The 22,914-nt window shown below is 72.8% G+C and carries 24 protein-coding genes; 17 read left to right on the forward strand and 7 right to left on the reverse strand.

Translation table 11 applies throughout. The annotated features are described in order from the left end of the window. The first annotated feature begins 51 nt into the window (after positions 1-51). Genes Q8R60_02645 through Q8R60_02675 form a run of 7 tightly spaced genes read left to right on the forward strand, consistent with a single transcriptional unit; the run spans position 52 to position 5,498 of the window. Positions 52-948 (forward strand): acyl-CoA dehydrogenase family protein, encoded by an 897-nt coding sequence (locus Q8R60_02645; protein MDP3711370.1) that lies wholly within the window; start codon positions 52-54, stop codon positions 946-948. After that, positions 948-1,805 (forward strand): CoA-transferase, encoded by an 858-nt coding sequence (locus tag Q8R60_02650; GenBank protein MDP3711371.1) that lies wholly within the window; start codon positions 948-950, stop codon positions 1,803-1,805. The genes Q8R60_02645 and Q8R60_02650 overlap by 1 nt, the downstream gene beginning before the upstream one ends. Further along, on the forward strand, positions 1,802-2,533 hold the full coding sequence (locus Q8R60_02655; GenBank protein MDP3711372.1) for a CoA-transferase: 732 nt from the start codon (positions 1,802-1,804) through the stop codon (positions 2,531-2,533). Before Q8R60_02650 ends, Q8R60_02655 begins: the two co-directional genes overlap by 4 nt. Continuing rightward, positions 2,530-3,582: a nitronate monooxygenase gene (locus Q8R60_02660; protein ID MDP3711373.1), complete on the forward strand. Its 1,053-nt coding sequence runs from the start codon at positions 2,530-2,532 to the stop codon at positions 3,580-3,582. Before Q8R60_02655 ends, Q8R60_02660 begins: the two co-directional genes overlap by 4 nt. Then, positions 3,575-4,336 (forward strand): SDR family oxidoreductase, encoded by a 762-nt coding sequence (locus Q8R60_02665; protein ID MDP3711374.1) that lies wholly within the window; start codon positions 3,575-3,577, stop codon positions 4,334-4,336. The genes Q8R60_02660 and Q8R60_02665 overlap by 8 nt, the downstream gene beginning before the upstream one ends. A gap of 11 nt (positions 4,337-4,347) precedes the next feature. Next, positions 4,348-5,079 (forward strand): enoyl-CoA hydratase family protein, encoded by a 732-nt coding sequence (locus Q8R60_02670; protein ID MDP3711375.1) that lies wholly within the window; start codon positions 4,348-4,350, stop codon positions 5,077-5,079. Beyond that, the gene (locus Q8R60_02675; protein ID MDP3711376.1) at positions 5,076-5,498 is read left to right on the forward strand and encodes a nitroreductase family deazaflavin-dependent oxidoreductase; all 423 of its coding nucleotides are present in this window, start codon (positions 5,076-5,078) and stop codon (positions 5,496-5,498) included. The genes Q8R60_02670 and Q8R60_02675 overlap by 4 nt, the downstream gene beginning before the upstream one ends. Positions 5,499-5,686: 188 nt before the next feature. Here Q8R60_02675 and Q8R60_02680 read toward each other — a convergent pair whose 3' ends face one another. The 3 genes from Q8R60_02680 to Q8R60_02690 form a co-directional block, all read right to left on the reverse strand. Further along, positions 5,687-6,121, reverse strand: a complete 435-nt coding sequence (locus Q8R60_02680) for a hypothetical protein (protein MDP3711377.1) — start codon at positions 6,119-6,121, stop codon at positions 5,687-5,689. Positions 6,122-6,210: 89 nt separating this feature from the next. Continuing rightward, positions 6,211-7,374 (reverse strand): NADH:flavin oxidoreductase, encoded by a 1,164-nt coding sequence (locus tag Q8R60_02685; GenBank protein MDP3711378.1) that lies wholly within the window; start codon positions 7,372-7,374, stop codon positions 6,211-6,213. Next, positions 7,371-8,879 carry a FadD3 family acyl-CoA ligase gene (locus tag Q8R60_02690; GenBank protein MDP3711379.1) on the reverse strand — a complete coding sequence of 503 codons (1,509 nt, stop codon included), beginning with the start codon at positions 8,877-8,879 and terminating at the stop codon, positions 7,371-7,373. The genes Q8R60_02685 and Q8R60_02690 overlap by 4 nt, the downstream gene beginning before the upstream one ends. Before the next feature lie 84 nt (positions 8,880-8,963). Here Q8R60_02690 and Q8R60_02695 point away from each other — a divergent pair, with 84 nt between their 5' ends. The 7 genes from Q8R60_02695 (at position 8,964) to Q8R60_02725 (ending at position 15,876) form a co-directional block, all read left to right on the forward strand. Next, positions 8,964-9,569, forward strand: coding sequence for a TetR/AcrR family transcriptional regulator (locus Q8R60_02695; protein MDP3711380.1), 606 nt, complete (start codon positions 8,964-8,966; stop codon positions 9,567-9,569). After that, complete coding sequence (locus Q8R60_02700) at positions 9,569-10,693, forward strand: acyl-CoA dehydrogenase family protein (protein MDP3711381.1); 1,125 nt, start codon at positions 9,569-9,571, stop codon at positions 10,691-10,693. Before Q8R60_02695 ends, Q8R60_02700 begins: the two co-directional genes overlap by 1 nt. A gap of 7 nt (positions 10,694-10,700) precedes the next feature. Next, complete coding sequence (locus Q8R60_02705; GenBank protein MDP3711382.1) at positions 10,701-11,678, forward strand: acyl-CoA dehydrogenase family protein; 978 nt, start codon at positions 10,701-10,703, stop codon at positions 11,676-11,678. Further along, on the forward strand, positions 11,675-12,517 hold the full coding sequence (locus Q8R60_02710; GenBank protein ID MDP3711383.1) for an enoyl-CoA hydratase: 843 nt from the start codon (positions 11,675-11,677) through the stop codon (positions 12,515-12,517). The genes Q8R60_02705 and Q8R60_02710 overlap by 4 nt, the downstream gene beginning before the upstream one ends. After that, a complete protein-coding gene (locus tag Q8R60_02715) occupies positions 12,514-12,984 on the forward strand; it encodes a nuclear transport factor 2 family protein (protein ID MDP3711384.1) in 471 nt (156 codons plus the stop codon). Before Q8R60_02710 ends, Q8R60_02715 begins: the two co-directional genes overlap by 4 nt. After that, positions 12,977-13,783, forward strand: coding sequence for an enoyl-CoA hydratase (locus tag Q8R60_02720; GenBank protein MDP3711385.1), 807 nt, complete (start codon positions 12,977-12,979; stop codon positions 13,781-13,783). The genes Q8R60_02715 and Q8R60_02720 overlap by 8 nt, the downstream gene beginning before the upstream one ends. 86 nt (positions 13,784-13,869) lie before the next feature. Next, complete coding sequence (locus Q8R60_02725; protein ID MDP3711386.1) at positions 13,870-15,876, forward strand: EAL domain-containing protein; 2,007 nt, start codon at positions 13,870-13,872, stop codon at positions 15,874-15,876. On the opposite strand, the gene Q8R60_02730 is transcribed toward Q8R60_02725, so the two are convergent. The 4 genes from Q8R60_02730 to Q8R60_02745 form a co-directional block, all read right to left on the reverse strand. Continuing rightward, positions 15,873-16,325, reverse strand: coding sequence for a hypothetical protein (locus Q8R60_02730; protein ID MDP3711387.1), 453 nt, complete (start codon positions 16,323-16,325; stop codon positions 15,873-15,875). The genes Q8R60_02725 and Q8R60_02730 overlap by 4 nt on opposite strands. Before the next feature lie 330 nt (positions 16,326-16,655). Continuing rightward, entirely contained in the window at positions 16,656-17,807 is a 1,152-nt protein-coding gene (locus Q8R60_02735) for an acetyl-CoA C-acetyltransferase (protein MDP3711388.1), read from the reverse strand. Then, positions 17,800-18,558, reverse strand: coding sequence for an SDR family oxidoreductase (locus Q8R60_02740; protein ID MDP3711389.1), 759 nt, complete (start codon positions 18,556-18,558; stop codon positions 17,800-17,802). Before Q8R60_02740 ends, Q8R60_02735 begins: the two co-directional genes overlap by 8 nt. Next, a complete protein-coding gene (locus Q8R60_02745; protein ID MDP3711390.1) occupies positions 18,555-20,156 on the reverse strand; it encodes an FAD-binding protein in 1,602 nt (533 codons plus the stop codon). Before Q8R60_02745 ends, Q8R60_02740 begins: the two co-directional genes overlap by 4 nt. Before the next feature lie 127 nt (positions 20,157-20,283). Here Q8R60_02745 and Q8R60_02750 point away from each other — a divergent pair, with 127 nt between their 5' ends. The 3 genes from Q8R60_02750 to Q8R60_02760 are packed head-to-tail and all read left to right on the forward strand — an operon-like array spanning position 20,284 to position 22,754. Beyond that, positions 20,284-21,162, forward strand: a complete 879-nt coding sequence (locus Q8R60_02750) for an IclR family transcriptional regulator (GenBank protein ID MDP3711391.1) — start codon at positions 20,284-20,286, stop codon at positions 21,160-21,162. After that, a complete protein-coding gene (locus Q8R60_02755; GenBank protein MDP3711392.1) occupies positions 21,159-21,527 on the forward strand; it encodes a YchJ family metal-binding protein in 369 nt (122 codons plus the stop codon). Before Q8R60_02750 ends, Q8R60_02755 begins: the two co-directional genes overlap by 4 nt. Before the next feature lie 12 nt (positions 21,528-21,539). Beyond that, positions 21,540-22,754: a saccharopine dehydrogenase NADP-binding domain-containing protein gene (locus Q8R60_02760; protein ID MDP3711393.1), complete on the forward strand. Its 1,215-nt coding sequence runs from the start codon at positions 21,540-21,542 to the stop codon at positions 22,752-22,754. Positions 22,755-22,914: the final 160 nt, after the last annotated feature.

Genomic DNA, 22,914 nt, shown 5'->3' on the forward strand with positions numbered 1-22,914 from the left:
CAGGGTCGTGCGCGCGGCGGTTGTACCGGTGGCAGTTGTAGGGGGCGGGCGATGAGCGAGCTCGACGAGCTGCGGGCGGCGGTCCGCGACCTACTCACGGACCGGGCGCCGGTGTCCGCCGAGGCCACCGACGGCGGTCTGTGGAAGGCGTTGTCCGCCGAGATGGGCCTCACCGCGCTCGGCGTCGAGGACGTGCCGCTCACCTGGGTCACGGCCGTCCTCGAGGAGACCGGTCGGGTCCTGCTGCGTGACCCGCTGCTGCCGGCCCTCGTGGCCGGCCGCGCCCTGACGGCCCTGGGCGACGAGCAGCACCTCGCCGGTCTCGCGGACGGCTCGGTGACGGCCGCGCTCGCGCTCGACGGTCTCGACCAGGTGCCGCACGCCGACGGCGCCGACCTGCTCCTCGTGGACCGCGACGGCGCACTGCACGTCACCACCACCTTCACGGCCACACCGCTGCAGTCGCTCGACCCCACCCGACCGGTCGCCCGGATCGAGGTCAGCGCCAGCCGGGAGGTGGGCTCCTCGGCGTACTGCCGTGACCTGCGCGACCTGGCGCTGGCCGCGGAGTGCGTCGGCGGGGCGGCGCGCGTGCTCGAGCTCGCCGTCGAGCACCTCAAGGTGCGCACGCAGTTCGGCCGGCCGCTGGGCAGCTTCCAGGCGCTGCGCCACCGGGTCGCGGACCTCACCGTCCACGTCGAGGCAGCGACCTCGAGCACGTGGTTCGCCGCGGACGCGCGCGACCTGCACGTCGCGGGCCCGCTGGCCCGTGGGGTCGCGAGCGAGGCGTTCGTGACCGTCGCGGGCGAGGCGATCCAGCTCTTCGGCGGCATCGGCTTCACCTGGGAGCACCCGGCCCATCTCTACTTCAAGCGCGCATGGACGACGGCCTTGCTCGCCGACCCGCGCGACCTCAAGCGGCTGGCCTTCGACAGGAGCGGGACCTAGTGGCGGACAAGCGGATGACCGAGGACGAGGTCGTCGCGGAGCTGCGCTCCGGGATGACGATCGGGATCGGCGGGTGGGGGTCGCGGCGCAAGCCGATGTCGCTGGTGCGCGCGATCCTACGGTCGGACCTGCGCGACCTCACCGTCGTGTCGTACGGCGGCCCCGACGTGGGCCTGCTCTGCGCGGCGGGCAAGGTGAAGCAGCTGGTCTACGGCTTCGTGTCGCTCGACTCGATCCCGCTCGAGCCGCACTTCCAGGCCGCTCGCAAGGCCGGCGCGATCGAGGCGCGCGAGTGGGACGAGGGCATGGTCCAGTGGGGCCTCTACGCGGCCTCGCTCAAGCTGCCGTTCCTGCCCACGCGGGCCGGCCTCGGCTCCGACGTCGTCACCTACGACTCGTCGCTGCGCACCGTCGCCGACCCCTACGGCGGAAACGACCTGCTCGCCGTCCCGGCCCTGCACCTCGACGCCGCCCTGGTCCATCTCAACGTCGCGGATGCCCGCGGCAACGCGGCCTTCCACGGCCCGGACCTCTACTTCGACGACCTCTTCTGCCAGGCCGCCGAGAAGGCCTACCTGTCCTGCGAGCGCATCGTGGACGACCTCGGCGAGCTGACCCGCCGGCGGATCGCGCGCTGGATGGTCGCCGGTGTCGTCGAGGCACCGGGCGGCGCGCACTTCACCTCCTGCGTGCCGGACTACGACCGTGACGAGCCCTTCCAGAAGGAGTACGCCACGGCTGCCAAGGACCCCGACCTGTGGGCGGCGTTCGCCGCGAGGTTCCTCAGCGGCTCCGAGGCCGACTACCAGCAGGCCGTGAAGGACTTCCACGCCGAGCGCAAGGCGGCATCGGCATGAGCGACGTGACCCGGGCCGAGGTGTGCGCGGTCGCGTGCGCAGAGGCCTTTCGCGGCGACGGCGAGATCCTGGTCTCCCCCATGGCGCTGGTGCCGTCCCTCGGCGCCCGGTTGGCCCGCGAGACCTTCGAGCCCGACCTGCTGTTGTCCGACGGCGAGGCCACCTTCGTCGCCGGGCCGTGGCCGCTCGGGGGCCGACCGCCCGCGACGACGGAGGCGTGGATCCCCTACCGGTCGGTCTTCGACCTGGTCTGGAACGGCCACCGCCACGTCATGATGGGCGCCTCGCAGCTGGACCGATTCGGCAACCAGAACATCAGCTGCATCGGCGACTTCGCCAAGCCGAAGAACCAGCTGCTCGGTGTGCGCGGGGCGCCCGGCAACACCGTCTGCCACCCGACGTCGTACTGGGTGCCGAACCACTCCACCCGCGTCTTCGTCGAGAAGGTCGACATGGTCAGCGGTGTCGGCACCGACCGCGGCGTCGACGTGCCGCTGCGCCGCGTCGTCACCAACCTCGCCGTCCTCGACCTCGGCGGCCCCGACCGCTCGATGCGGCTCGTGAGCACCCACCCCGGCGTCACCGTCGAGGAGGTGCAGGAGGCCACCGGCTTCGCGCTGCACGTCGACGACGTCACCGAGTCGCGGCTGCCGACCGACACCGAGCTGCGGCTCATCCGCGAGGTGCTGGACCCGAAGGGCCTGCGCGACAAGGAGGTCCCGCAGTGAGGACCCGCGCTACCGACCTCTTCGGGGTCGAGCACCCGATCGTGCAGACCGGCATGGGCTGGGTCAGCGGACCGGAGCTCACCTCCGCCACCGCCAACGCCGGCGGCCTGGGCATCATCGCCTCGGCGTCGATGACCTACGACGAGCTGGTCGTCGCGATCGCCGAGACCAAGCGGCGTACGACGAAGCCGTTCGGCGTGAACCTGCGCGCCGACGCCCCCGACGCCGCGCAGCGCATCGACCTGATGGCCCGCGAGGGCGTCCGCGTCGCGTCCTTCGCGCTGGCCCCCAAGCAGGACCTCATCAAGCGCTGCAAGGACCACGGCCTGGTCGTCATGCCCTCGATCGGTGCCCGCCGCCACGCCGAGAAGGTCGCGGCCTGGGGCGTCGACGCCGTCATCGTGCAGGGCGGTGAGGGTGGTGGCCACACCGGTCAGGTCCCGACGACCGTGCTGCTCCCCCAGGTCGTCGACGCGGTCGACATCCCCGTCATCGCCGCCGGCGGCTTCTTCGACGGGCGCGGTCTCGTCGCTGCTCTCGCCTACGGCGCCGAGGGCATCGCGATGGGCACCCGTTTCCTGCTGACCTCCGACAGCACCGTCGGCCAGGCGGTGAAGGACGTCTACCTGTCCAAGGACGTCACCGGCACCGTCGTCACCACCGAGGTCGACGGGGTGCCGCACCGGGTGCTGCGCACCGACTTCGTCGAGGAGCTGCTGAAGAGCCGGGCACTCGGCCGGATGACCCGCGCGGTCCGCAACGCGGTCGCCTTCCAGAAGCTGTCGCGCACCCCCTGGAAGGACGTCGTCACCGAGGGACTCGCGATGCGCAAGAACGCGGAGCTGTCGATGAGCCAGCTCGTCATGGCGGCCAACACCCCGATGCTGCTCAAGGCCGCGATGGTCGACGGCCGCCCCGACCTCGGGGTCATGGCCAGCGGTCAGGTCGTCGGCGTCATCGAGGACCTGCCGTCCTGCGAGGAGCTCATCACCCGCATCGTCACCGAGGCCGAGAAGGTCCTCGCCGAGCTCGGAGCGCTGCGTGCCTGACGTCCCTGCCTACCCCTCGGCCCACGGCCTGCTCGCCGGCAAGGTCGTCGTCGTCACCGCCGCGGCCGGCACCGGCATCGGCTTCGCCACCGCGAAGCGCGCGCAGGAAGAGGGCGCGACCGTCGTCGTCTCCGACTGGCACGAGCGCCGGCTCACTGAGGCCGCCGAGTCGCTCGGCGTGCTCGGCATCCCGTGCGACGTCACCCAGCAGGAGCAGGTCGACGCGCTGGTCGCCGGGGTCGTCGACGCGCACGGCCACGTCGACGTGATGGTCAACAACGCCGGGCTCGGCGGCACCGCGGAGCTCGTCGACATGACCGACGAGCAGTGGCTGCGCGTCCTCGACGTCACCCTCAACGGCACCTTCCGCTGCACCCGCGCCGCCCTGCAGCACATGAAGGAGCGCGGCACCGGCGTCATCGTCAACAACTCCTCCGTCATCGGCTGGCGCGCCCAGGTCGGACAGGCGCACTACGCCGCTGCGAAGGCCGGGGTCAATGCGCTCACCCGCACCGCCGGGGTGGAGGGGGCGCGGTTCGGCGTACGCGTCAACGCCGTCTCCCCCTCCATCGCCATGCACCCCTTCCTCGCCAAGGTCACCAGCGACGAGCTGCTCCAGGAGCTCAGCGCCAAGGAGGCCTTCGGTCGCCCGGCCGAGCCGTGGGAGGTCGCCAACGTCATCGTCTTCCTCGCCAGCGACTACTCCACCTACATGACCGGCGAGGTCGTGTCCGTCTCCAGCCAGCACCCGTAGGAGCAGCCGTGATCTCGAGCACCCGACACGATGACGGCGTCGTCGAGGTCGTCGTCGACCACCCCCCGGTCAACGCACTGCCGGTGCAGGGGTGGTTCGACCTGGCCGAGGCGGTCGCCGCCGCCGGTCGCGACCTCTCGACCCGAGCCGTGGTGCTGCGCGCCGAGGGCCGCGGCTTCAACGCCGGCGTCGACATCAAGGAGTTCCAGCGCGACACCGGCAAGACCGCGCTGGTCGGCGCCAACCGCGGCTGCTACGCCGCCTTCGCCGCGGTCTACGAGTGCCCGGTGCCCGTCATCACGGCGGTGCAGGGCTTCTGCCTCGGCGGCGGCATCGGGCTGGCCGGCAACAGCGACATCGTCATCGCCTCCGACGACGCGACCTTCGGGCTGCCCGAGGTCGACCGCGGCGCCCTCGGTGCGGCCACCCACCTGTCGCGCCTCGTGCCCCTCCACAAGGCCCGCGCGATGGTCTACACCTCCGCGACCGCGACGGCTGCGGAGCTCCATGCCTTCGGCTCGGTGCTGCACGTCGTGCCCAAGGACGAGCTGCGGGCGAAGGCGCTCGAGGTGGCGTCGACGATCGCGGCCAAGGACCCGCGGGTCATCCGGATGGCCAAGGAGTCGCTCGCCGCCATCGACCTGTGGGACGTGCACAAGAGCTACCGCATCGAGCAGAGCTACACCTTCGAGCTCAACCTGCTCGGTGTCGCCGACGAGGTCCGCTCCGACTTCGGGAAGTGACCCTCACCGGGGTCTACGCGCCCAGCAGCGTCGGCTGGGTGCGCGACGAGGTCGAGCACATCGAGCGCACCGGGGGCTCGGCGCTGCGCGACCGCCCTGTGGTGCTGCTGACGACCGTCGGTGCGCGCACCGGCCTGCTGCGCAAGACCCCGCTCATGCGGGTGGAGCACGCCGGCTCCTACGCCGCGGTGGCCTCGATGGCCGGCGGCCCGGAGCACCCCGCGTGGTACGCCAACGCCCTTGCTCACCCGGCCGTCGACCTGCGCGACGGCGCGGTCGTGCTCTCGCTGACAGCCCGCGAGATCACCGACGACGAGCGCTCCCGCTGGTGGTCGCGGGCCTGCACCGCCTTCCCCTCCTACGTCGACTACCAGAGCCGGACCCGTCGCCGCATCCCCGTCCTGCTGCTCGAGCCCTGACAGCAGGGCAGCACCTCGACGGACCCGCCGCGGCGACCTGCCGCGGGTTCGAGGCGTACCTCGCGTCGACCCCGCAAGATCAACAGCACACTCGGTACGGCGGGCACGCTCGAACTGCCGCTCGGCGACGTGCAGATGTGCTGTTGACCTTGCCGCGAACGCCAACGCCCTGAGGTCAGCACGGCTGCTCAGTAGTTGGCGGCCGCGTCCCAGATGGTGATCCCGACGGTCGCGGCGATCGCGAGCACGCCGAGGCCGAGCCCGACGGCCGCTGCCCGCGGGCGGACGCCGTCCGGCCCGCTGCGCAGACCGACGACGATCGCGCCGGCCGCCAGCGGGAACGCCAGAGCCGTCCAGAACGCCACCGCTCCCGGGAATACGGCGAGCGCACCGAGGACCACAGCCGTCCTGGGCCCGCCGCCCGGAACGGCCGCGATGAACACGACAGCGGCGACAACCAGGGAGAGCGTGAGCATCCCGCCCCACTCGCTCAGCTCGAACCCGTCCTGGCTGTAGCCGGGGACCAGCATCAGGGCGTGGAGGAGCGACGCGCCGACGCCGACCGGCAGGAAGCGCAGCCGGGCCGTCGAGGGGTGGGTGGTCGACGAAGCAGCAGTGGTCATCTCGGCCCCTTCCTGGGCACGACGGGCACTCTCGCCAGCACGGTCCTGCGGAGGCGGCCGGGCGTCAATGGCCCGCAATGACCATGCTCTCAGCGCAGGACGCAGTGGGTGCCCTCGCGCGAGTAGATGGTCGGGGCGCACAGGTTGCAGTGCGTGCAGCGGCCCTCGGTCACCGCCCCCGACGCCATCCGCGACACCAGGTCGGGGTCGCGCAGGAGCGCCCGCGCCAGGGCCACGAACGAGAACCCCTCGTCGACAGCCGCCTGCATGGTGTCGACGCGGTTGACGCCACCGAGCAGCACGAGCGGCAGCGACAGCGCCTGCAGGAAGACCCGGGCCTCGTCGAGGAAGAACGCCTCCTCGAAGGGGTAGCTCGGCATGATCCGCCGAAGGAACGGCTTCACCAGCGGGCGCAGCACCGCGGGTTGGGTCGCGGCGAACTCCTCGATCGGCACGTCGCCGCGGAAGAACAGCATCCCGTTGAGCAGCGACGACCCGCCGGTGAGCTGGAGAGCGTCGACCGACCCGTCGGCCTCGAGCAGCCGGGCGACCTCGAGCGACTCCGGCACCTGCAGCCCCTGCGGCACCCCGTCGCGCATGTTGAGCTTGGCGACGACCGCGGCCCGGTCGCCCACGGCGTCGCGCACCGCCGACAGCACCTCGCGCGGGAAGCGCGAGCGCGCCTCGACCGACCCGCCGTAGGAGTCGCGGCGCCGGTTGAGGTTGGGCGACAGGAAGCTCGAGAGCAGGTAGTTGTGGCCGAGGTGCACCTCGAGGCAGTCGAAGCCGGCGTCGACCGCGGCCAGGGCCGCGGACACGAACGACGCCCGCACCGAGGCGAGGTCGGCTGCCGAGGCGCCGCGGACCAGGCCCTTCGCGACCGGCGACAGCCGCGTCGAGGGGGCGAGCGACCGGACCCCGTTGGAGACCTGGTCCGCCACGAGCCCGGCGTGGCCGAGCTGGGCCGAGGCCGCGGCCCCCTCGGCGTGGACCGCGTCGGTGAGGACCCGCAGGGACGGGACGGTGTCACGGTCGAGCACGAGGCAGTTGCGAAAGACCCGACCGGCCGGCGACACCGCGCAGTAGGCGACCGTGGTCAGGCCGACCCCGCCGGCCGCGACCTCGCGGTGGAACTCCACGAGCTCCGGTCCCACCACTCCCCGACGGGTCCGGCCCTCGAAGGTCGCCGCCTTCACGACCCGGTTGCGCAGGGTCAGCGGGCCGAGCCGCGCGGGCTCGAAGACCGACGTCACATCGCCCGCAAGACGTTCTTGGTGACCTTGCCGCCGGCGTTGCGCGGCAGCGAGTCCACGACCTCGACGGTGCGCGGCACCTTGTAGTTGGCCAGCCGCTCGCGCGACCAGGCGAGCAGCTCCGCAGGGTCCAGCGGCACACCGGCCCGGGGTACGACGAAGGCCTTCCCCACCTCACCGAGGCGGTCGTCGGGCACGCCGATGACGGCGACGTCGGCGACGGCCTCGTGGCGCAGCAGGACCTGCTCGACCTCGGCGGGGTAGGCGTTGAAGCCGCCGACGACGTACATGTCCTTGATGCGGTCGGTGATCCGTAGGTTGCCCGCGTCGTCCATCACGCCGACGTCGCCGGTGCGCAGCCAGCCATCGCCGTCCACGGCCTCGGCCGTCGCGGCGTCGTCGTCCCAGTAGCCGCTCATCACCGCGTAGGACCGGATGAGCACCTCCCCCGGCTCCCCGGGAGCGAGCGGCTCGCCTGTCTCGCCGACCACGCGCACCTCGACGCCGTCCACCGCCCGACCGGAGGTCGTGGCGACCAGCTCGTCGGAGTCACCGACCCGGCACCCTGTCGCGAAGCCGCCGCACTCGGTGAGCCCGTAGGCGGTGATGACGGTCTCGAAGCCGAGGTCGCTGCGCATCCGCTCCACGAGCACCTGCGGGACGACAGCCGCTCCCGTGACCGCGAGCCGCAACGACGACAGCGAGCCACCGCGAGGGTGCTCGAGCAGCGAGGAGAACAGCGTCGGCGGCCCGGGCACGACCGACACCTGCTCGGTATCGATGACCCGCACGGCCTCGTCGACGTCGAAGACGGGCAGCGGCAGGCAGGTGGCCGTCTTCAGCAGGCAGGCCAGCAGACCGGCCTTGTAGCCGAAGGTGTGGAAGAACGGCGCGACGACGAGCATCCGCTCGCCCTCGACGAGCCCGACGGTGTCGGCCCAGGTCTGGAACAGCCGCACCGACGCACCGTGCCGGGCGACGACGCCCTTGGGACGGCCGGTCGTGCCGGACGTGAAGACGATGTCGCAGGGGTCGTCGTCGGTGACGTCCGCCGCCAGTGCATCGACGTCGAGGTCAGCCGACCCCCCGGCGAGGAAGGCGTCCCACTCCGACATGCGGACCACCGGGACGTCGAGTCCGAGCGCCTCGACCGGGTCGGCGCCAAGGAGCCCCGACAGGAACCTGTCGTCGACGACCAGCAGGGACACACCGACGCGCGAGAGGCAGTACGCCGCCTCCTCGCCCTTGAAGCGGGTGTTCACCGGCACGAGGGCCGCACCGAGCGACACCGACCCGAGAGCCGCAACGGCCCACCGGTGGCTGTTGGGCGCCCACAGCCCGACCCGGTCACCGCGCCGGACGCCCGCGGCATGCAGCGCCCGCGCTCCCCGTCGTACCTCGTCCTGGAGCTCGGCGAAGGTCCAGCGCACCTCGTCGGTCACCAGCGCCGTGCGGTCCGGTGCGCGCTCGGCGGCAGTGGCGAGCGCCGCGGGGATGGTGGTCAAGAAAGGGCCTCCGAGTTGTAGCAAGCGCTTGGTCGGGAGGGTAGGGTCGGCCCGTCCGAGCGTCAACGAAGCGAGGAGATCCGCGTGGCCGCCCCCGTCGACCGGCGCGACGTGATCCTGCAGCGCGCCGCGGACCTCTTCGCCCGCCAAGGCGTCGCCGCCACGACCGTGCGCGAGATCGCCGACGCCGTCGGGATCCTCTCCGGCTCGCTCTACCACCACTTCGCGAGCAAGGACGACATCGTCGACGCGATCGTCGGCACCTTCATGACCGATCTGGTGGAGCGCTACGACGCGGTGCTGGCGCTGTCCGACGACCCCGCGGAGCGGCTGCGCGGGCTCGTCGTCGCGAGCCTCGAGACCGTCGCCGGGCACCCGCACGCCACCGAGATCTACCAGAAGGACGCCCGCTACCTCGCGAGCACCAGCGAGGGCAAGGCGCCGGTCATGGACAACGCGCGGCTCATCCGCAAAGCCTGGATCGGCGTGCTCGAGCAGGGCGTCGAGGCGGGGCTGTTCCGCAACGACGTGCCGGTCGGCGTCGTCTACCCGCTGCTGCGCGACGGCCTGTGGCTGACGGCCCGGTGGTTCAAGCCGAGCCGCGACTACGGCTACGACGAGCTCGCCCGCGACTACCTCAAGGTCTTCCTCGAGGGCATCGCGAGCGGCGTCCCGGCGGTCCGCGGCTGATGGAGCTAGAGGAGACCGATCAGGAGCAGGCCTTCCGCGCCGAGGCGAGGGCCTGGCTGCGCGCGCACGTCCCTCACGGGCTGCCGAGTGGCGACACCCGCGAGGGCTTCGCGCTCCACCTCGACTGGGAGAAGCAGCTCTACGACGCCCGCTGGGCCGTCGTCTCCTGGCCCGATCAGTACGGCGGTCGCGGCGCGAGCGCGTGGGAGTGGCTCGCCTTCGAGGAGGAGTACTACGCCGCGGGCGGTCCGCAGCGCGTCACCCAGAACGGCATCTTCCTGCTCGCCCCGACGCTGTTCGGCTTCGGCACCCAGGAGCAGCAGGACACCCTGCTCCCGCGGATGGCGGCTGCTCAGGACCTGTGGTGCCAGGGCTGGTCGGAGCCCGGTGCCGGCTCCGACCTCGCGAGCCTGACCAGCCGCGCCGACCGGGTCGACGGCGGGTGGGTCCTGTCCGGCCAGAAGACCTGGACCACCCGCGGGGCCTTCTGCACGCACCTTTTCGGGCTGTTCCGCACCGACCCCGAGTCGTCGCGGCACCACGGCCTCACCTACTTCCTGGTGCCGCTCGACGCCCCCGGCGTGACGGTCCGCGGCTTCGCCCGGCTCGACGGTGACGAGGGCTTCGCCGAGGTCTTCTTCGACGACGTGACGGTGCCCGACAGCGCCGTGCTCGGTGGCGTCGGTGCGGGCTGGTCGGTCGCGATGGCCACGACCGGCTCCGAACGCGGGCTCACCCTGCGCTCCCCCGGGCGCTACACCGCGGCCGCCGACCGGCTCGTCGAGCTCGCCCGCGACCACGCGGTCGACGACGGCCAGCGCGATGCGGTCGTGCGCGCCTGGGTCGACGCCGAGGCCTACCGCCTCTACACCCTGCAGGCCGTCAGCAACGAGCAGGCCGGCCGGTCGCGGGTCGGCGAGTCCAGCATCGCCAAGCTCGCCTGGTCCGAGCTCGACGTGCGACTGCACGAGACCGCGCTCGACCTGCTCGGCCCCGGCGCGGAGCTCGAGGGCCCGTGGAGCAAGGGCTTCCAGTTCTCCCTCGCCGGACCCATCTACGCCGGCACCAACGAGGTCCAGCGCAACATCGTCGCCGAGCGCCTGCTCGGCCTGCCCCGGAAGTAGCGGACCGATGCACTTCGGCCTCACCGACGAGGCCCTCGCCCTGCGCGAGGGCGTGCGCGACGTGCTCGCCAAGGCCTGCACGCCCGACGTCGTGCGGGCCTCCTGGACCGACGACACCGTGACGTCGCGGTTGTGGTCGCAGCTGGGCGAGCTCGGCCTGCTCGGCCTGCTCGTCCCCGAGGGCGACGGCGGCCTGGGACTCACCGAGCTCGTCGCGGTCGCCGCGCTCGAGGAGGCCGGCTGGGCCGGCGTGCCCGGCCCGCTGGTCGAGACCGTCGCGTTCGCTCCGCTGCTCGTCGGCACAGCAGCCCTCGACGACGTCCTCGCAGGCAGGGCGCGTACGACGGTCCAGCGCTCCGACGGGCCGGTGCCCGGAGCCGCGGTGGCCGAGCTCGTGGTGCAGGTGCACGGTGGCGTCGACGGCGTCCGGTTGCTGCACCGCGGGGACGCCGTGGTCACGCCGGTCGAGACCGTCGACGCGAGCAGGCAGGCGGCGCTGGTCAGCGGCGTCGGCGAGCCGCTCACCGGTGACGCACTGCTCGCGCTGCTGCGCGGCACCCTCGGCACGGCCGCGTTCCTGCTCGGGCTGGCCCGTCGGCAGCTCGACCTCACCGTCGCCTACGTCAGCGACCGCAGGCAGTTCGGCGTTCCGGTCGGGTCGTTCCAGGCCGTGAAGCACCCGCTGGCCGACGCGGCCGTCGGCACCGAGCTGGCCTGGCCGACGGTCCTGCGCGCGGCCCACTCGCTGGCCACCGACGACGCCGATGCCGCGGTCCACGTCAGCGCTGCCAAGGCGCTCGCGAGCGACGCGGCGTACTCCGTGTCCCGAGCCTGTCTCCAGGCTCACGGGGCGATGGCCTACACCGTGGAGTACGACCTGCACCTGTTCGCCAAGCGCACCTGGGCGCTCGCGCGCGACTGGGGCAGCAGCACCGAGCACCGGGCGGTCATCGCCGACCACCTGCGACTGGAGGAGCACCGATGAGCGAGGACGAGCCGGTCCGCTACGAGAAGCGGGGGGCGGTGGCCATCGTGACGATGGACCGCCCCGACTACCGCAACGCGCAGAACTCCAAGATGACCTACGCGCTCGACGCCGCGTTCTACCGCGCCGTCGACGACGACGAGGTGAAGGTCATCGTGCTCGCCGGGGAGGGCAAGCACTTCAGCGCCGGCCACGACATCGGCACGCCCGGTCGCGACATCACGCAGTCCTTCGAGCGCAAGGCCACCCTGTGGTGGGACCACACCAACAAGGAGGGCGGGGCGTCGCGCTACGCCCGCGAGTCCGAGGTCTACGTCGGGATGTGCCGGCGCTGGCGTGACATCCCTAAGCCCACGATCGCCATGGTGCAGGGCGCCTGCATTGCCGGCGGCCTGATGCTCGCCTGGTCGATGGACCTCGTCGTCGCGAGTGACGACGCGTTCTTCTCCGACCCCGTCGTGCGGATGGGGATCCCGGGAGTGGAGTACTTCGCGCACCCCTTCCAGATGGCGCCGCGCTTCGCCAAGGAGTTCCTCTTCCTCGGCGAGCGGGTCGGCGCTGATCGCGCCCGCGAGCTCGGAATGGTCAACCGCGTCGTGCCGCGGGAGTCGCTCGAGGCCGAGGTCATGGCGATGGCGGAGAAGATCGCGGAACTGCCGGCCTTCGGCCTCGCGCTGACGAAGAAGGCCGTCAACCAGTGCGAGGACCAGCAGGGCCTGCGTGACGGGATGGACTCGGTCTTCGGGCTGCACCACCTGGCCCACGCCCACAACGCGGAGGTCGGCGTCGACTCCCTCGCCGGGCAGGACGCCCGCTCGATGCGCGACGGTGCCACGTGAGCCCCGACGTCGAGGAGATCACGCGGCTGAAGTACCGCTACGGCCGCTACCTGGACACCAAGGACTTCACGGCCATGACCGACCTCATGACCGATGATGTGACGGTGGCCTACGGCGGCGGGGCCGTGGTGCTCACCGGCCGCGACGCCGTGCGGGAGTGGCTCACGAAGAGCATGTCGTCGCCGTCGATGCTGTCCTCGCACGTCTTCAGCCACCCCGACATCGAGGTCGACGGCGACACCGCCCGCGGGTCCTGGGCGCTGCAGGACATCGTCATCCTCGACGACCTGGCCCTCGTGATCCGCGGCGCGTCGTACTACGACGACCGCTACGTCAAGGTCGACGGGCGCTGGCTCATCCAGCACACCGGCTACAAGCGGCTCTACGAGGAGATCGGTCCGCGCGGCGAGGGCACCCGCACGACGGCCTCGTGGCACGGGACCGACGGGAAGAGCTCGCTTGTCTGACTTCGTCCGGGTCGAGAAGCCGCGACCTCACGTCGCCCTGGTCACCCTCGACCGGCCCGAGCGCATGAACGCAATGGCCTTCGACGTCATGGTGCCGCTGCGCGAGACCCTCGAGTCGGTGGCCGTCGACAACGACGTGCGCGTCGTCGTCCTGACCGGTGCCGGCCGGGCCTTCTGCGCGGGAGCCGACCTCGTCGACGCCGGCTATCCCCCGGGCATCGACGGGCTGGCGCTGCCCTCCATCGGGCGGCGCTCCATGAAGCTGCTCGAGGACGTCGTCACGACCCTGCGCGAGCTGCCCCAGGTGGTGGTCGCGGCCGTCAACGGCCCCGCCATCGGCGGCGGCTTCTGCCTGGCGCTGGCCTGCGACATCCGGCTCGCGTCGGAGAGTGCCTACTTCCGGGCGGCCGGCATCAACAACGGGCTCACGGCCAGCGAACTCGGCCTGTCGTACCTCCTCCCCCGTGCGATCGGCGCCTCCCGGGCAGCCGAGATCATGCTGACCGGTCGCGACGTCGACGCGGCCGAGGCCGCCGCTGTCGGCCTGGTGTCGCGCACCGTGCCCGAGGGCTCGCTGCTGGAGGAGTGCTTCGCCGTCGCGGACCGGGTCGCCGGCTACAGCCACGTCGGGGTCCAGCTCACCAAGCAGACCCTGCGCTCCGGCCTCGAAGCCGGTTCGTTCTCGAGCCACATGGAGCACGAGGGCCTTGCCCAGCTCTACGTCCGCCTGCTGTCGCGCAACTTCGAGGAGGCCATCACGGCCCGCAAGCAGGGCCGGGATCCCGTCTTCGAGGCTTAGGCCAGGTCTCCACGCGACCAAATAGTGACAAGCGATGGCCCCAGTGGGCCATGGCGCTGCACGCCCCGGCGCGAGAGCCTGGCCACATGACGACCGCCGCACACGAGCGGATGCTCCTGGACCTCGCCCTTATCAGGGGGAGCGCCGACGACGTCCTGGCCCGTGCGGCCATGCTGCTCGACGCTCCGGGTGACCGCACAACCGTCCGGCTCGCACCCGCTCCGGGAGGAGAGCCTCGCACGCTGGAGGCCGGTGGCGGACTCGACGGGGAGGTCCTCGAGCGGGTGGCGAGCGTCCTCGACCGGTTGCTCGAGGGCGTCGACGACAGCGAAGCTCTCAGCAACCAGGTCCGCCACTTGGTCGCGGCGCAGCGCATCTCCCGGGTGGGCAGCTACGACTTCGAGATCGCCACCGGCACCAACCGGTGGAGCGACGAGCTCTACCGGATCTACGGCCGGGAGCCGCAGAGCTTCAACGCCAGCTACGAGGTCTTCCTGTCCATGCTGCACCCGGCGGACCGCGAGCACGTGATGGCGGTGCACCAGCGCTCCCTCGAGACCCTCGAGCCCTACGAGATGGAGGAGCGGGTCGTCTGGCCCGACGGGCAGATCCACACCCTCGCGAGCTGGGGCGAGATCGTCACTGACGCCGACGGTCGTCCGGCGCGGATGGTCGGCATCTGCTGGGACATCACCGACCGTCGCGAGATGGAGGCCCAGCTGGTCCGCCAGTCGCTCCACGACAGCCTCACCGGCCTCCCCAACCGCACGCTGCTCGTCGACCGGCTCCAGCACGCACTGGCCCGGCTCGCGAGCCACCGCGGCACGGTCGGCGTGCTGCTCCTCGACGTCGACCGCTTCAAGGTCGTCAACGACAGCCTCGGGCACGACGTGGGCGACGAGCTCCTGCTCGCGCTCGCGACCCGGCTGCAGTCGCTGGTGCGTCCTGGCGACACGCTCGCCCGCTTCGGCGGCGACGAGCTGGTGCTGCTGTGCCCCGAGCTCGGCGACAACGGCCAGGCCGACCTGCTCGTCTGCACCCTCGCCCAAGAGCTGCTCGACGCGGTGCGGCAGCCGCTGTCGGTCGCGGGGGCGGGCGGGAGGGAGGAGGTCGTCCTCACCGCCTCGCTCGGCATCGCGCTGTCGAGTTCGGCCACGGCGACAGCCGGAGCCCTGCTGCAGGACGCCGACGCCGCGCTCAACGAAGCCAAGCAGGCCGCCCGCGGTCGGGCCGTGCTCTTCGAGCCCCGGATGCGCGCCGCCGCGGTCGGGCGCCTCGACACCGAGCTCGAGCTGCGGCGAGCGCTGCGCCGACGCGAGCTCGAGGTGCACTACCAGCCCGTCGTGGACCTGACCGACGGCCGCGTCACCGGCTTCGAGGCACTGGTGCGCTGGCGGCACCCCAGTCGCGGCCTCGTGCTGCCGAGCGAGTTCATCGGCGTCGCCGAGGAGACCGGGCTGGTGGTCGCGCTCGGTGCGTCGGTGCTCGACCGTGCCTGCCGGCAGCTCGCGCAGTGGCAGGACGCGGGGCGCGCGCTCACCGTCGCGGTCAACCTCTCGGGGGTGCAGGTCGGTGAGCCCGGCCTGGTCCCGATGGTGCGCGACACGGTCGCGCGCAGCGGCGTCGACCCCGACGGCCTGACGCTCGAGATCACCGAGACGGCACTCATGCGCGACGCGGAGGGCGCGTTGCAGGTACTCACCGCCCTGCGCGCCATCGGGGTCCACCTGTCGGTCGACGACTTCGGCACCGGCTACTCCTCGCTGGCCTACCTGCGCCGCTTCCCCGTCGACGTGCTCAAGCTCGACCGCTCGCTCGTCATCGGCGTCGACCACGACACCGACGGCTCGGCACTGGCCGCGGCCGTGCTGGCGATGGGCCGCGCGCTCGGGCTGACCGCGATCGCTGAGGGTGTCGAGTCGGCGGCGCAGGTGGCGGCTCTGCGCCGGCTTGGCTTCCAGCGGGTGCAGGGCTTCGTCTTCTCGGGCGCCGTGCCCGCCGAGCGCTGCGACGACCTGCTGGCCCGTCCCTTCCAGGTCCCGCACCAGCGCTCGAGCAGCGACTCGACCGCGGTCGAGTCGTCGCCCTACTAGGCCACGAGGCCCGCGGCGATGAGGTCGAGCGTGGTCTCACTGTGGGGGAGCACCAGCGACGTCGCCTCGGGACGCGCCGACACGACGCGCTGCACGGGGACAAGGCGCACGGTCGCCGCGCGCGCCGCCGGCACGGTCACCTCGACGGGCACGGCGGCACCGTCCGGCGCCGGCGGAGCGAGGCTCAGGATGGACAGACCCACGCGGGTCGGGGCGGTCAGGAGGTCTGCGAGCGTGACGACCACGGGGTCGTCCTCCTCGTGCAGCGGCACGACCTGGTGCACACCGCAGACGCGGCAGTAGAGCCCGAGCTCGCGGTCCTCCCAGGAGATGCCGCGCACCCAGGCCAGGAAGCCACGAGGACCCGCCTCGGTCAGCGAGAGCGGGCGCTCGGTGCCGCAGGGGTCGCACCAGCCCGTCCATGCGGCGATCGCCTTCACGTCAGTCATGCGCCGCGCCTCTCGTCAGGCAGACGGGTCAGGGCCTGCACGATGTTCGTCGGAGCAAAGCGGGCAGAAGCGCATGACCCGCCGTGACCATCTTCTTCTAGTCACCGAGGGTCACTCTGTGTGACTACCCAGGCCACCGCGCGTCACCCACCCCACCGTGCCGGTCTCCCGCCATCCCCCCACCCCCGGCGTCCATTGGCCATGATCACCAGGTGGTCTGCACGGCGATCGCCGGCGTGTCGCGTGCAGATCCCCTGTCGATCACCGGTCCGCGGGGTGCGGCGGCGGGGGGCGGCGGAGGCGGGGCGGTGTCGGGGTGGGGCGGTGGGGCTACAGGCGCTCGAGGATCGTGACGTTGGCCTGGCCGCCGCCCTCGCACATCGTCTGCAGGCCGTAGCGACCACCGGTGCGCTCCAGCTCGTGCAGCAGCGTCGTCATGAGCCGCGCGCCCGTGGCGCCGAGCGGGTGGCCGAGCGCGATCGCCCCACCGTTGGGGTTGACCCGCGCGAGGTCGGCGCCGGTCTCGCGCTGCCAGGCGAGCACGACCGACGCGAAGGCCTCGTTGATCTCCACGACGTCGATGTCGTCGATGGTCAGGCCGGTCTTCTTCAACGCGTGGGCGGTGGCTGGGATCGGAGCAGTGAGCATGAGGACCGGGTCGTCGCCGCGGACGGACAGGTGGTGCACCCGGGCGCGCGGGGTCAGACCGTGGTCCTTGAGTGCCTGCTCGGACACGACGAGCAGCGCGGCCGCGCCGTCGGTGAGCTGCGAGGCGACACCGGCGTGGACCCGCCCGCCCTCGTTGAGCGTCGTCAGCCCGGCCATCCGCTCGAGCGACGTGTCGCGGCGCGGGCCGACGTCCTCGCTGACGCCGTCGTACGGCTCGATCTCGGCCGTGAAGCGGCCCTCGTCGATCGCGGCGAGGGCGCGGCGGTGCGACTCGAGGGCGTAGGTCTCCATCTCGAGCCGGCTGATGTCCCAGCGCCGGGCGATCTCGTCGGCCGACCAGAACTGCGACAGCTGACCGGGGCCGTAGCGCTCGACCCAGCCCTTCGACGTCGTGAAGGGGTCGGGGAAGCCGAGCGGCTCGGCAACGGTCATCGCCGAGGAGATCGGGATCGCCGACATGCTCTGCACGCCCGCGGCGACGACGATGTCGGCCGTGCCGCTCATCACCGCCTGCGCGGCGAAGTGGACAGCCTGCTGCGACGAGCCGCACTGGCGGTCGACGGTGACGCCAGGCACCGACTCGGGCAGCCCGGCGGCGAGCCACGCGGTGCGGGCGATGTCACCGGCCTGCGGGCCGATCGTGTCGACGCAACCCATGACGACGTCGTCGACGGCAGCGGGGTCGATGCCTGCCCGGGTCACCAGCGCGCGCAGGACGTGGGCGCCGAGGTCGGCGGGGTGCACGTGGGCGAGGCCGGTGCCCTTGCGGGTGACCGGCGAGCGGACCGCCTCGACGAGATAGGCCTCAGGCACTGGTGTCCCCTCCTGCTGTGTGGAAGGCGGGGATCTCCCCGCCGCCGTCGACGACGAGCTCCGTGCCGGTCGTGTAGCGCAGCTCCGGGGCGGCCAGCGCGAGGCAGGCCGCCGCGACGTCGGCCGGCGTCGCGAGCCGGCCCGCCGGGATCGTGGCCTCCACCGCGCGCACATCCGCGCCGTAGGTCTCGGCCTCGGTCGCGATGAGCCCCGGCGACACGCAGTTGACCCGCACGTGCGGCGCCCACTCGACGGCCAGGGCCCGGGTCAGCGTCACGAGGCCGGCCTTGGCGGCGGCGTAGGCGGCGGTCCCGGGCGCGGGTCGGATCGCCGCGACAGACCCGATCATGAGTACGACGCCGCCCTCGGGCTGGCCGGCCATGACGCGCTGGGCGGCCTTCGCGACGTAGAGCGGGGCCAGCAGGTTGAGCTCCACGATCCGCTGGTGGAAGCGCGGGCTGGCCTCGGCGACCAGCGCCGACGGCGAGCCGCCGGCGTTGTTGACGACCACGTCGAGCCGACCGGTCCGGGCGACGACCTCGTCGACCAGCGCGTCGACCGCGGCGGGGTCGCGCACGTCGCAGGCGAGGAAGGGGTGGGGGCCGGCCTCGGTCCGGCCGCACACCACGACGTCGGCGCCCTCGGCCGCGAAGGCGTCGGCGATGCCGAGCCCGAGGCCGCGGGTGCCGCCGGTGACGAGGACTGTGCGGCCGGTGTAGCGGCCGGTGTGGCGGCCCGTGTCGCTGCTCAGCGGTCGACCCGCACGGGCATGTCGAGCGCGGCCTCGCGACCGAACGCCATCGCCGGCGTGATGCACGCGCCGGGCCCGGGGTAGGCGTGGCCCATCATCGAGGCCATCGTGTTGCCGCAGGCGTAGAGCCCGACGATCGGCGTGCCGTCCTCGCGCAGCACTCGGGCGTGGGCGTCGCAGACCAGCCCGCCCTTGGTGCCGAGGTCCGACAGCACGACAGGACCGGCGTAGAAGGGCCCGCGCGCGACCGGTGCGAGCGAGGGGTTGGGGTGCTCGTGCGGGCCGGGGATCCCGGGGTAGCGCTGGAAGACCGCGAGCAGCTGCCGCTCGTAGCTGCCCTCGCGGCCGCGCCCGAAGTCTTCGTCGACACCGGTCGCGACGAAGCCGTTGTAGCGCTCGACCTCCGCCACCAGGTCGGGGGCGTCGATCCGCGCGGCCAGCTCCTCGACGGTCTCGGCCATGACCAGTGCACCGGCCTCGACCCACGGCGTCAGGTCGTCACCGGGGCGCAGGCCCGCGAAGCCGTAGCGGTCGACGTAGTCCTGATCGATGACCAGCCACGACGGGATGGTCAGCCCGTCCTTGGCGTCGGCGGCGAGCATCTCGTGACCGAAGGTGTTGTAGGGGGTGCCCTCGTTGATCCAGCGACGGCCGGCGCGGTTGACCATGACCATGCCGGGTGCGGCGCGGTCCCAGAGCAGGAACGACGAACCGCCGTCGGGGCGGATGAAGCCCGGCGCCCACCAGCAGTCCTCGAGCAGGTCGGTCGCCGCGCCGAGCGCGATGCCGGCCCGGATGCCGTCGCCGGTGTTGGCCTCGACGCCGAGCGTCCAGTCGTCGCGCGCGACCGACGGCTGCTGGTGCTGCTGGCGCATCGTGGCGTTGCGCTCGAAGCCGCCCGAGGCGAGCAGCACGCCCGACGGCGCGTCGACGTGGAGCACCTCGCCCTGCTTGGAGACGACCGCGCCGACGACCCGGTCCCCGTCGGTGACGACCTCGGTGAAGGCGGTCTCGAGCCAGGTGTCGACACCGGCGCGCTCGCAGGCCAGCAGCAGCTGGGCGATGAGCGACTGACCGCCCCACCGGACGCCCTCGGGGCCGGGGTCGGGAATCGGCGGACCGCCGTGACCGAGCGGCAGCGTCGGCCGCACGCCGGGGGCCTGCACGAAGGCGTCGTACGCCATGGCCTTGGGGGTGATGGCCCGGCCGGTGAGCATCGCGCCCGGCTCGTCGGGGTGGTAGTCGGGGTAGCCGGCCATGAAGTTGAAGCGGACGCCCTGCTCCTCGAGCCACGCGATGGTCGGCGCGGCGGCGGCGAGGAAGGCCTCCTGCATGTGGCGCGGCGTGCGGTCGCCGACGGTGTGCGCGAGGTAGTCGAGCGCGGTGTCGTGGTCGTCGGGCTGGCCGGCCTTGAGGACATGCAGGTTGTACGGCGCCCACAGGCCCGCGCCCGACAGCGCGGTCGTCCCGCCGAACCACGGCGACTTCTCCACGACGAGGACCTTCAGCCCACGCTCGGCGGCGGCCAGCGCACCCACGAGCCCGCCCGCACCGGACCCGGCCACGAGCACGTCGTAGCCCGTCACGACAGCAGCCACAGGCCCTCCACCCTTGTGCGACACGGTTTCCGGCAGTCTTTCCGGCAGGGTGTGTTCAGTCAAGCAAGCGCTCGGTAGATTGGTACCGGGCAGCGGGACACGTCTCGCTCAGCGGGAAGGGGAGCCAGTGACGGAGCCGACGGGCAGGCCGCTCATCCCGGCGTCCGCGCCCTCGATGATCGAGCGGATGACGATCGTGCTCGAGTCCTTCGACGCGGCCTCGCCGCGGCTGTCGCTGGCGGAGCTGGTCGAGCGCACCGGCCTGCCCCGCTCCACCGTGCACCGGATCCTCGAGAAGCTCGTCGAGCTGCGCTGGCTCGACCACCGCTCCGGCACCTACGGCCTCGGCATGCGCTCGCTCGAGCTCGGCGGCCTCGCGGTCGCCAACAACGAGCTGCGCGACGTCGCGACCCCGCACCTCTACGCACTGCACCAGCGCACCGGTCTGGTCGCCCACCTGTCGATCCTCGACCGTCGCGACGTCGTCGTGCTCGACAAGGTCGGCGGTGCGGTCGCGGGGACCGTCCCGACTCGCGTCGGCGGGCGCACCCCGGCCCACGCGACCGCCGACGGCAAGGCGATCCTGGCCTGGACCGACAGCCGGCAGGTCGACGCGATGTACCGCGAGCGGCTGCCCTCGCGCACCCCCCGGACCCTCACCTCGCTCGAGATGCTGCGCCGCGAGCTCGCGCTGGTGCGCCAGCGCGGCGGGGTCGCCTGGGACCGCGAGGAGGCCTGGGCGGGGGTGAGCACCGTCGCTGCTCCGCTGCGCGGGACCGGCCGCGCGATCGGCGCGCTGTCGGTCAGCGGCGACGCGCGGCAGGTCCGCTTCGAGCGACTGGCGCCGCTCGTCACAGAGGCCGCGCGCGAGGCCTCGGTCGCGCTGTTCCCCAGCGAGCCCAAGCCCCGCCGCCGCCGCACCGGCCTCGAGCCCGAGCCGTCGCCGTGGCCCGAGGGCGCGCTCGACCGGCTCATCGAGGGCATCGGCGGGGACTACTGGCTGTGAGCCCGTGCCCCTGCGGCCTGCCGGCCCTTCTCGACGACTGCTGCGGCCGCGTCCACGGCGGAGCTCCGGCGCCCACCGCCGAGCTGCTGATGCGCTCGCGCTACAGCGCCTTCGCGGTGGCGGATGCGGCGTACCTCCTGCGGTCCTGGCACCCGAGCACCCGCCCGCGCAGCCTCGAGCTCGACCCTGGGCAGGAGTGGCAGCGCCTGATCGTGCTCGAGTGCACGCGCGGCGGGTTGCTCGACGTCGAGGGGACCGTCTCCTTCGTCGCCCGCTACGAGCTGCACGGCACGCCGGGTGCGGTCCGCGAGACGAGCCGCTTCAGCCGCCACGACGGCCGGTGGGTCTACCTCGACGCCGTGTGAGAGCGTCGGGAGATGACTGACAGGCCGTACGACGTGGTCGTCTTCGGTGCCACCGGGTTCGTCGGACGGCTCACGGCCGCCTACCTCGCCATGGCGGCCCCGGCTGATGCGCGGATCGCCCTGGCCGGGCGGTCGCGCGACAAGCTCGAGCAGGTCCGCGGGACCCTGCCGGTCCGCGCGCACGAGTGGCCGCTCGTGGTGGCCGACTCGTCCTCGGTGGCCGACGTCGCTGCCCTGGCTGCCTCGACGACGGCGGTCGCGACGACGGTCGGGCCCTACCTCAAGTACGGCAAGCCGCTGGCCGAGGCATGCGCGGACGCCGGCACCCACTACGCCGATCTCACCGGCGAGGTGCTCTTCGTCCGCGACTGCATCGACCGCCTGCATGACCGTGCGCTCCGCTCGGGTGCCCGCATCGTCAACGCCTGCGGCTTCGACTCCATCCCCTCCGACCTCGGGGTCCTGCTGTGCGCCGAGGCCGCTTCGGCCGACGGCGAGGGAGAGCTCACCGACACCACGATGCTGGTCGCCGCGATGCGTGGCGGCGTCAGCGGCGGGACGCTCGACTCGCTGCGGGGCATGGTCGACGAGATGAAGCGCGACCCTTCTGCTCGCCGGCTGATGACCGACCCGCACGCCCTGGCCGCGGACCGCTCGGCCGAGCACGAGCCGCAGCCGCGCGACGGCTTCCTCACCGCCCGCTACGACGGCCGCTGGATCGCGCCCTTCGTCATGGCGCCCTTCAACACCCGCATCGTGCGGCGCAGCAACGAGCTGCTGGCCCGGCCCTTCGGCAAGGCGTTCCGCTACCGCGAGGTGATGAGCGTCGGCCGCTCCCCCGCCGGACCGCTGCTCGCCGCCGGTGTCGCCGGCGGTGTCGGCGCACTGGCCGCGGGGATGGCGGTGCCGCCGACCCGCGCGCTGCTGGACCGGGTCCTTCCCGCGCCGGGTGAGGGACCGAGCGAGTCGGCCCGCGAGAAGGGCCACTTCCGCACCGAGACGACCGCTCTGACCACCGGCGGTGCGTCGTACCGGACGACGATCGCGGCGAAGGGCGACCCGGGCTACGCGGCGACCGCCGTGATGCTGGGCGAGGCCGTGCTGGCCCTCGGGCTCGACGAGCTGCCGGACGCCGCCGGCGTGCTGACCCCCGCGTCGGGCATCGGCGTGCGCCTCGCGGACCGCCTGCGCACCGCCGGCTTCCGGATCGAGACCACCCGCCTCTGACGGCCCCAGCCGCCCCCGCCCCCGCCCCGCCCCCGCCCCGCCCCGCCCCGCCCCGCCCCCGGGATTGGGTGGCTTTCCTCGGCGGGTCGGCCCGGGGCACGCCGCGGGAAGCCACCCACTCGGCCGGGGGAAGGCGGGGGCGTGCGCGGGGGCGCAGTGG

The sequence above is a fragment of the Mycobacteriales bacterium genome, assembly GCA_030697205.1.
Taxonomy (GTDB): domain Bacteria; phylum Actinomycetota; class Actinomycetes; order Mycobacteriales; family SCTD01; genus JAUYQP01.

Excerpts from the sequence above, each read along its gene's own strand:
- Q8R60_02645 (MDP3711370.1), top strand. The coding sequence starts at position 52 with ATGAGCGAGCTCGACGAGCTGCGGGCGGCGGTCCGCGACCTACTCACG.
- Q8R60_02655 (MDP3711372.1), top strand. The coding sequence starts at position 1,802 with ATGAGCGACGTGACCCGGGCCGAGGTGTGCGCGGTCGCGTGCGCAGAG.
- Q8R60_02680 (MDP3711377.1), bottom strand. The coding sequence starts at position 6,121 with ATGACCACTGCTGCTTCGTCGACCACCCACCCCTCGACGGCCCGGCTG.
- Q8R60_02700 (MDP3711381.1), top strand. The coding sequence starts at position 9,569 with ATGGAGCTAGAGGAGACCGATCAGGAGCAGGCCTTCCGCGCCGAGGCG.
- Q8R60_02705 (MDP3711382.1), top strand. The coding sequence starts at position 10,701 with ATGCACTTCGGCCTCACCGACGAGGCCCTCGCCCTGCGCGAGGGCGTG.
- Q8R60_02710 (MDP3711383.1), top strand. The coding sequence starts at position 11,675 with ATGAGCGAGGACGAGCCGGTCCGCTACGAGAAGCGGGGGGCGGTGGCC.
- Q8R60_02725 (MDP3711386.1), top strand. The coding sequence starts at position 13,870 with ATGACGACCGCCGCACACGAGCGGATGCTCCTGGACCTCGCCCTTATC.
- Q8R60_02730 (MDP3711387.1), bottom strand. The coding sequence starts at position 16,325 with ATGACTGACGTGAAGGCGATCGCCGCATGGACGGGCTGGTGCGACCCC.
- Q8R60_02760 (MDP3711393.1), top strand. The coding sequence starts at position 21,540 with ATGACTGACAGGCCGTACGACGTGGTCGTCTTCGGTGCCACCGGGTTC.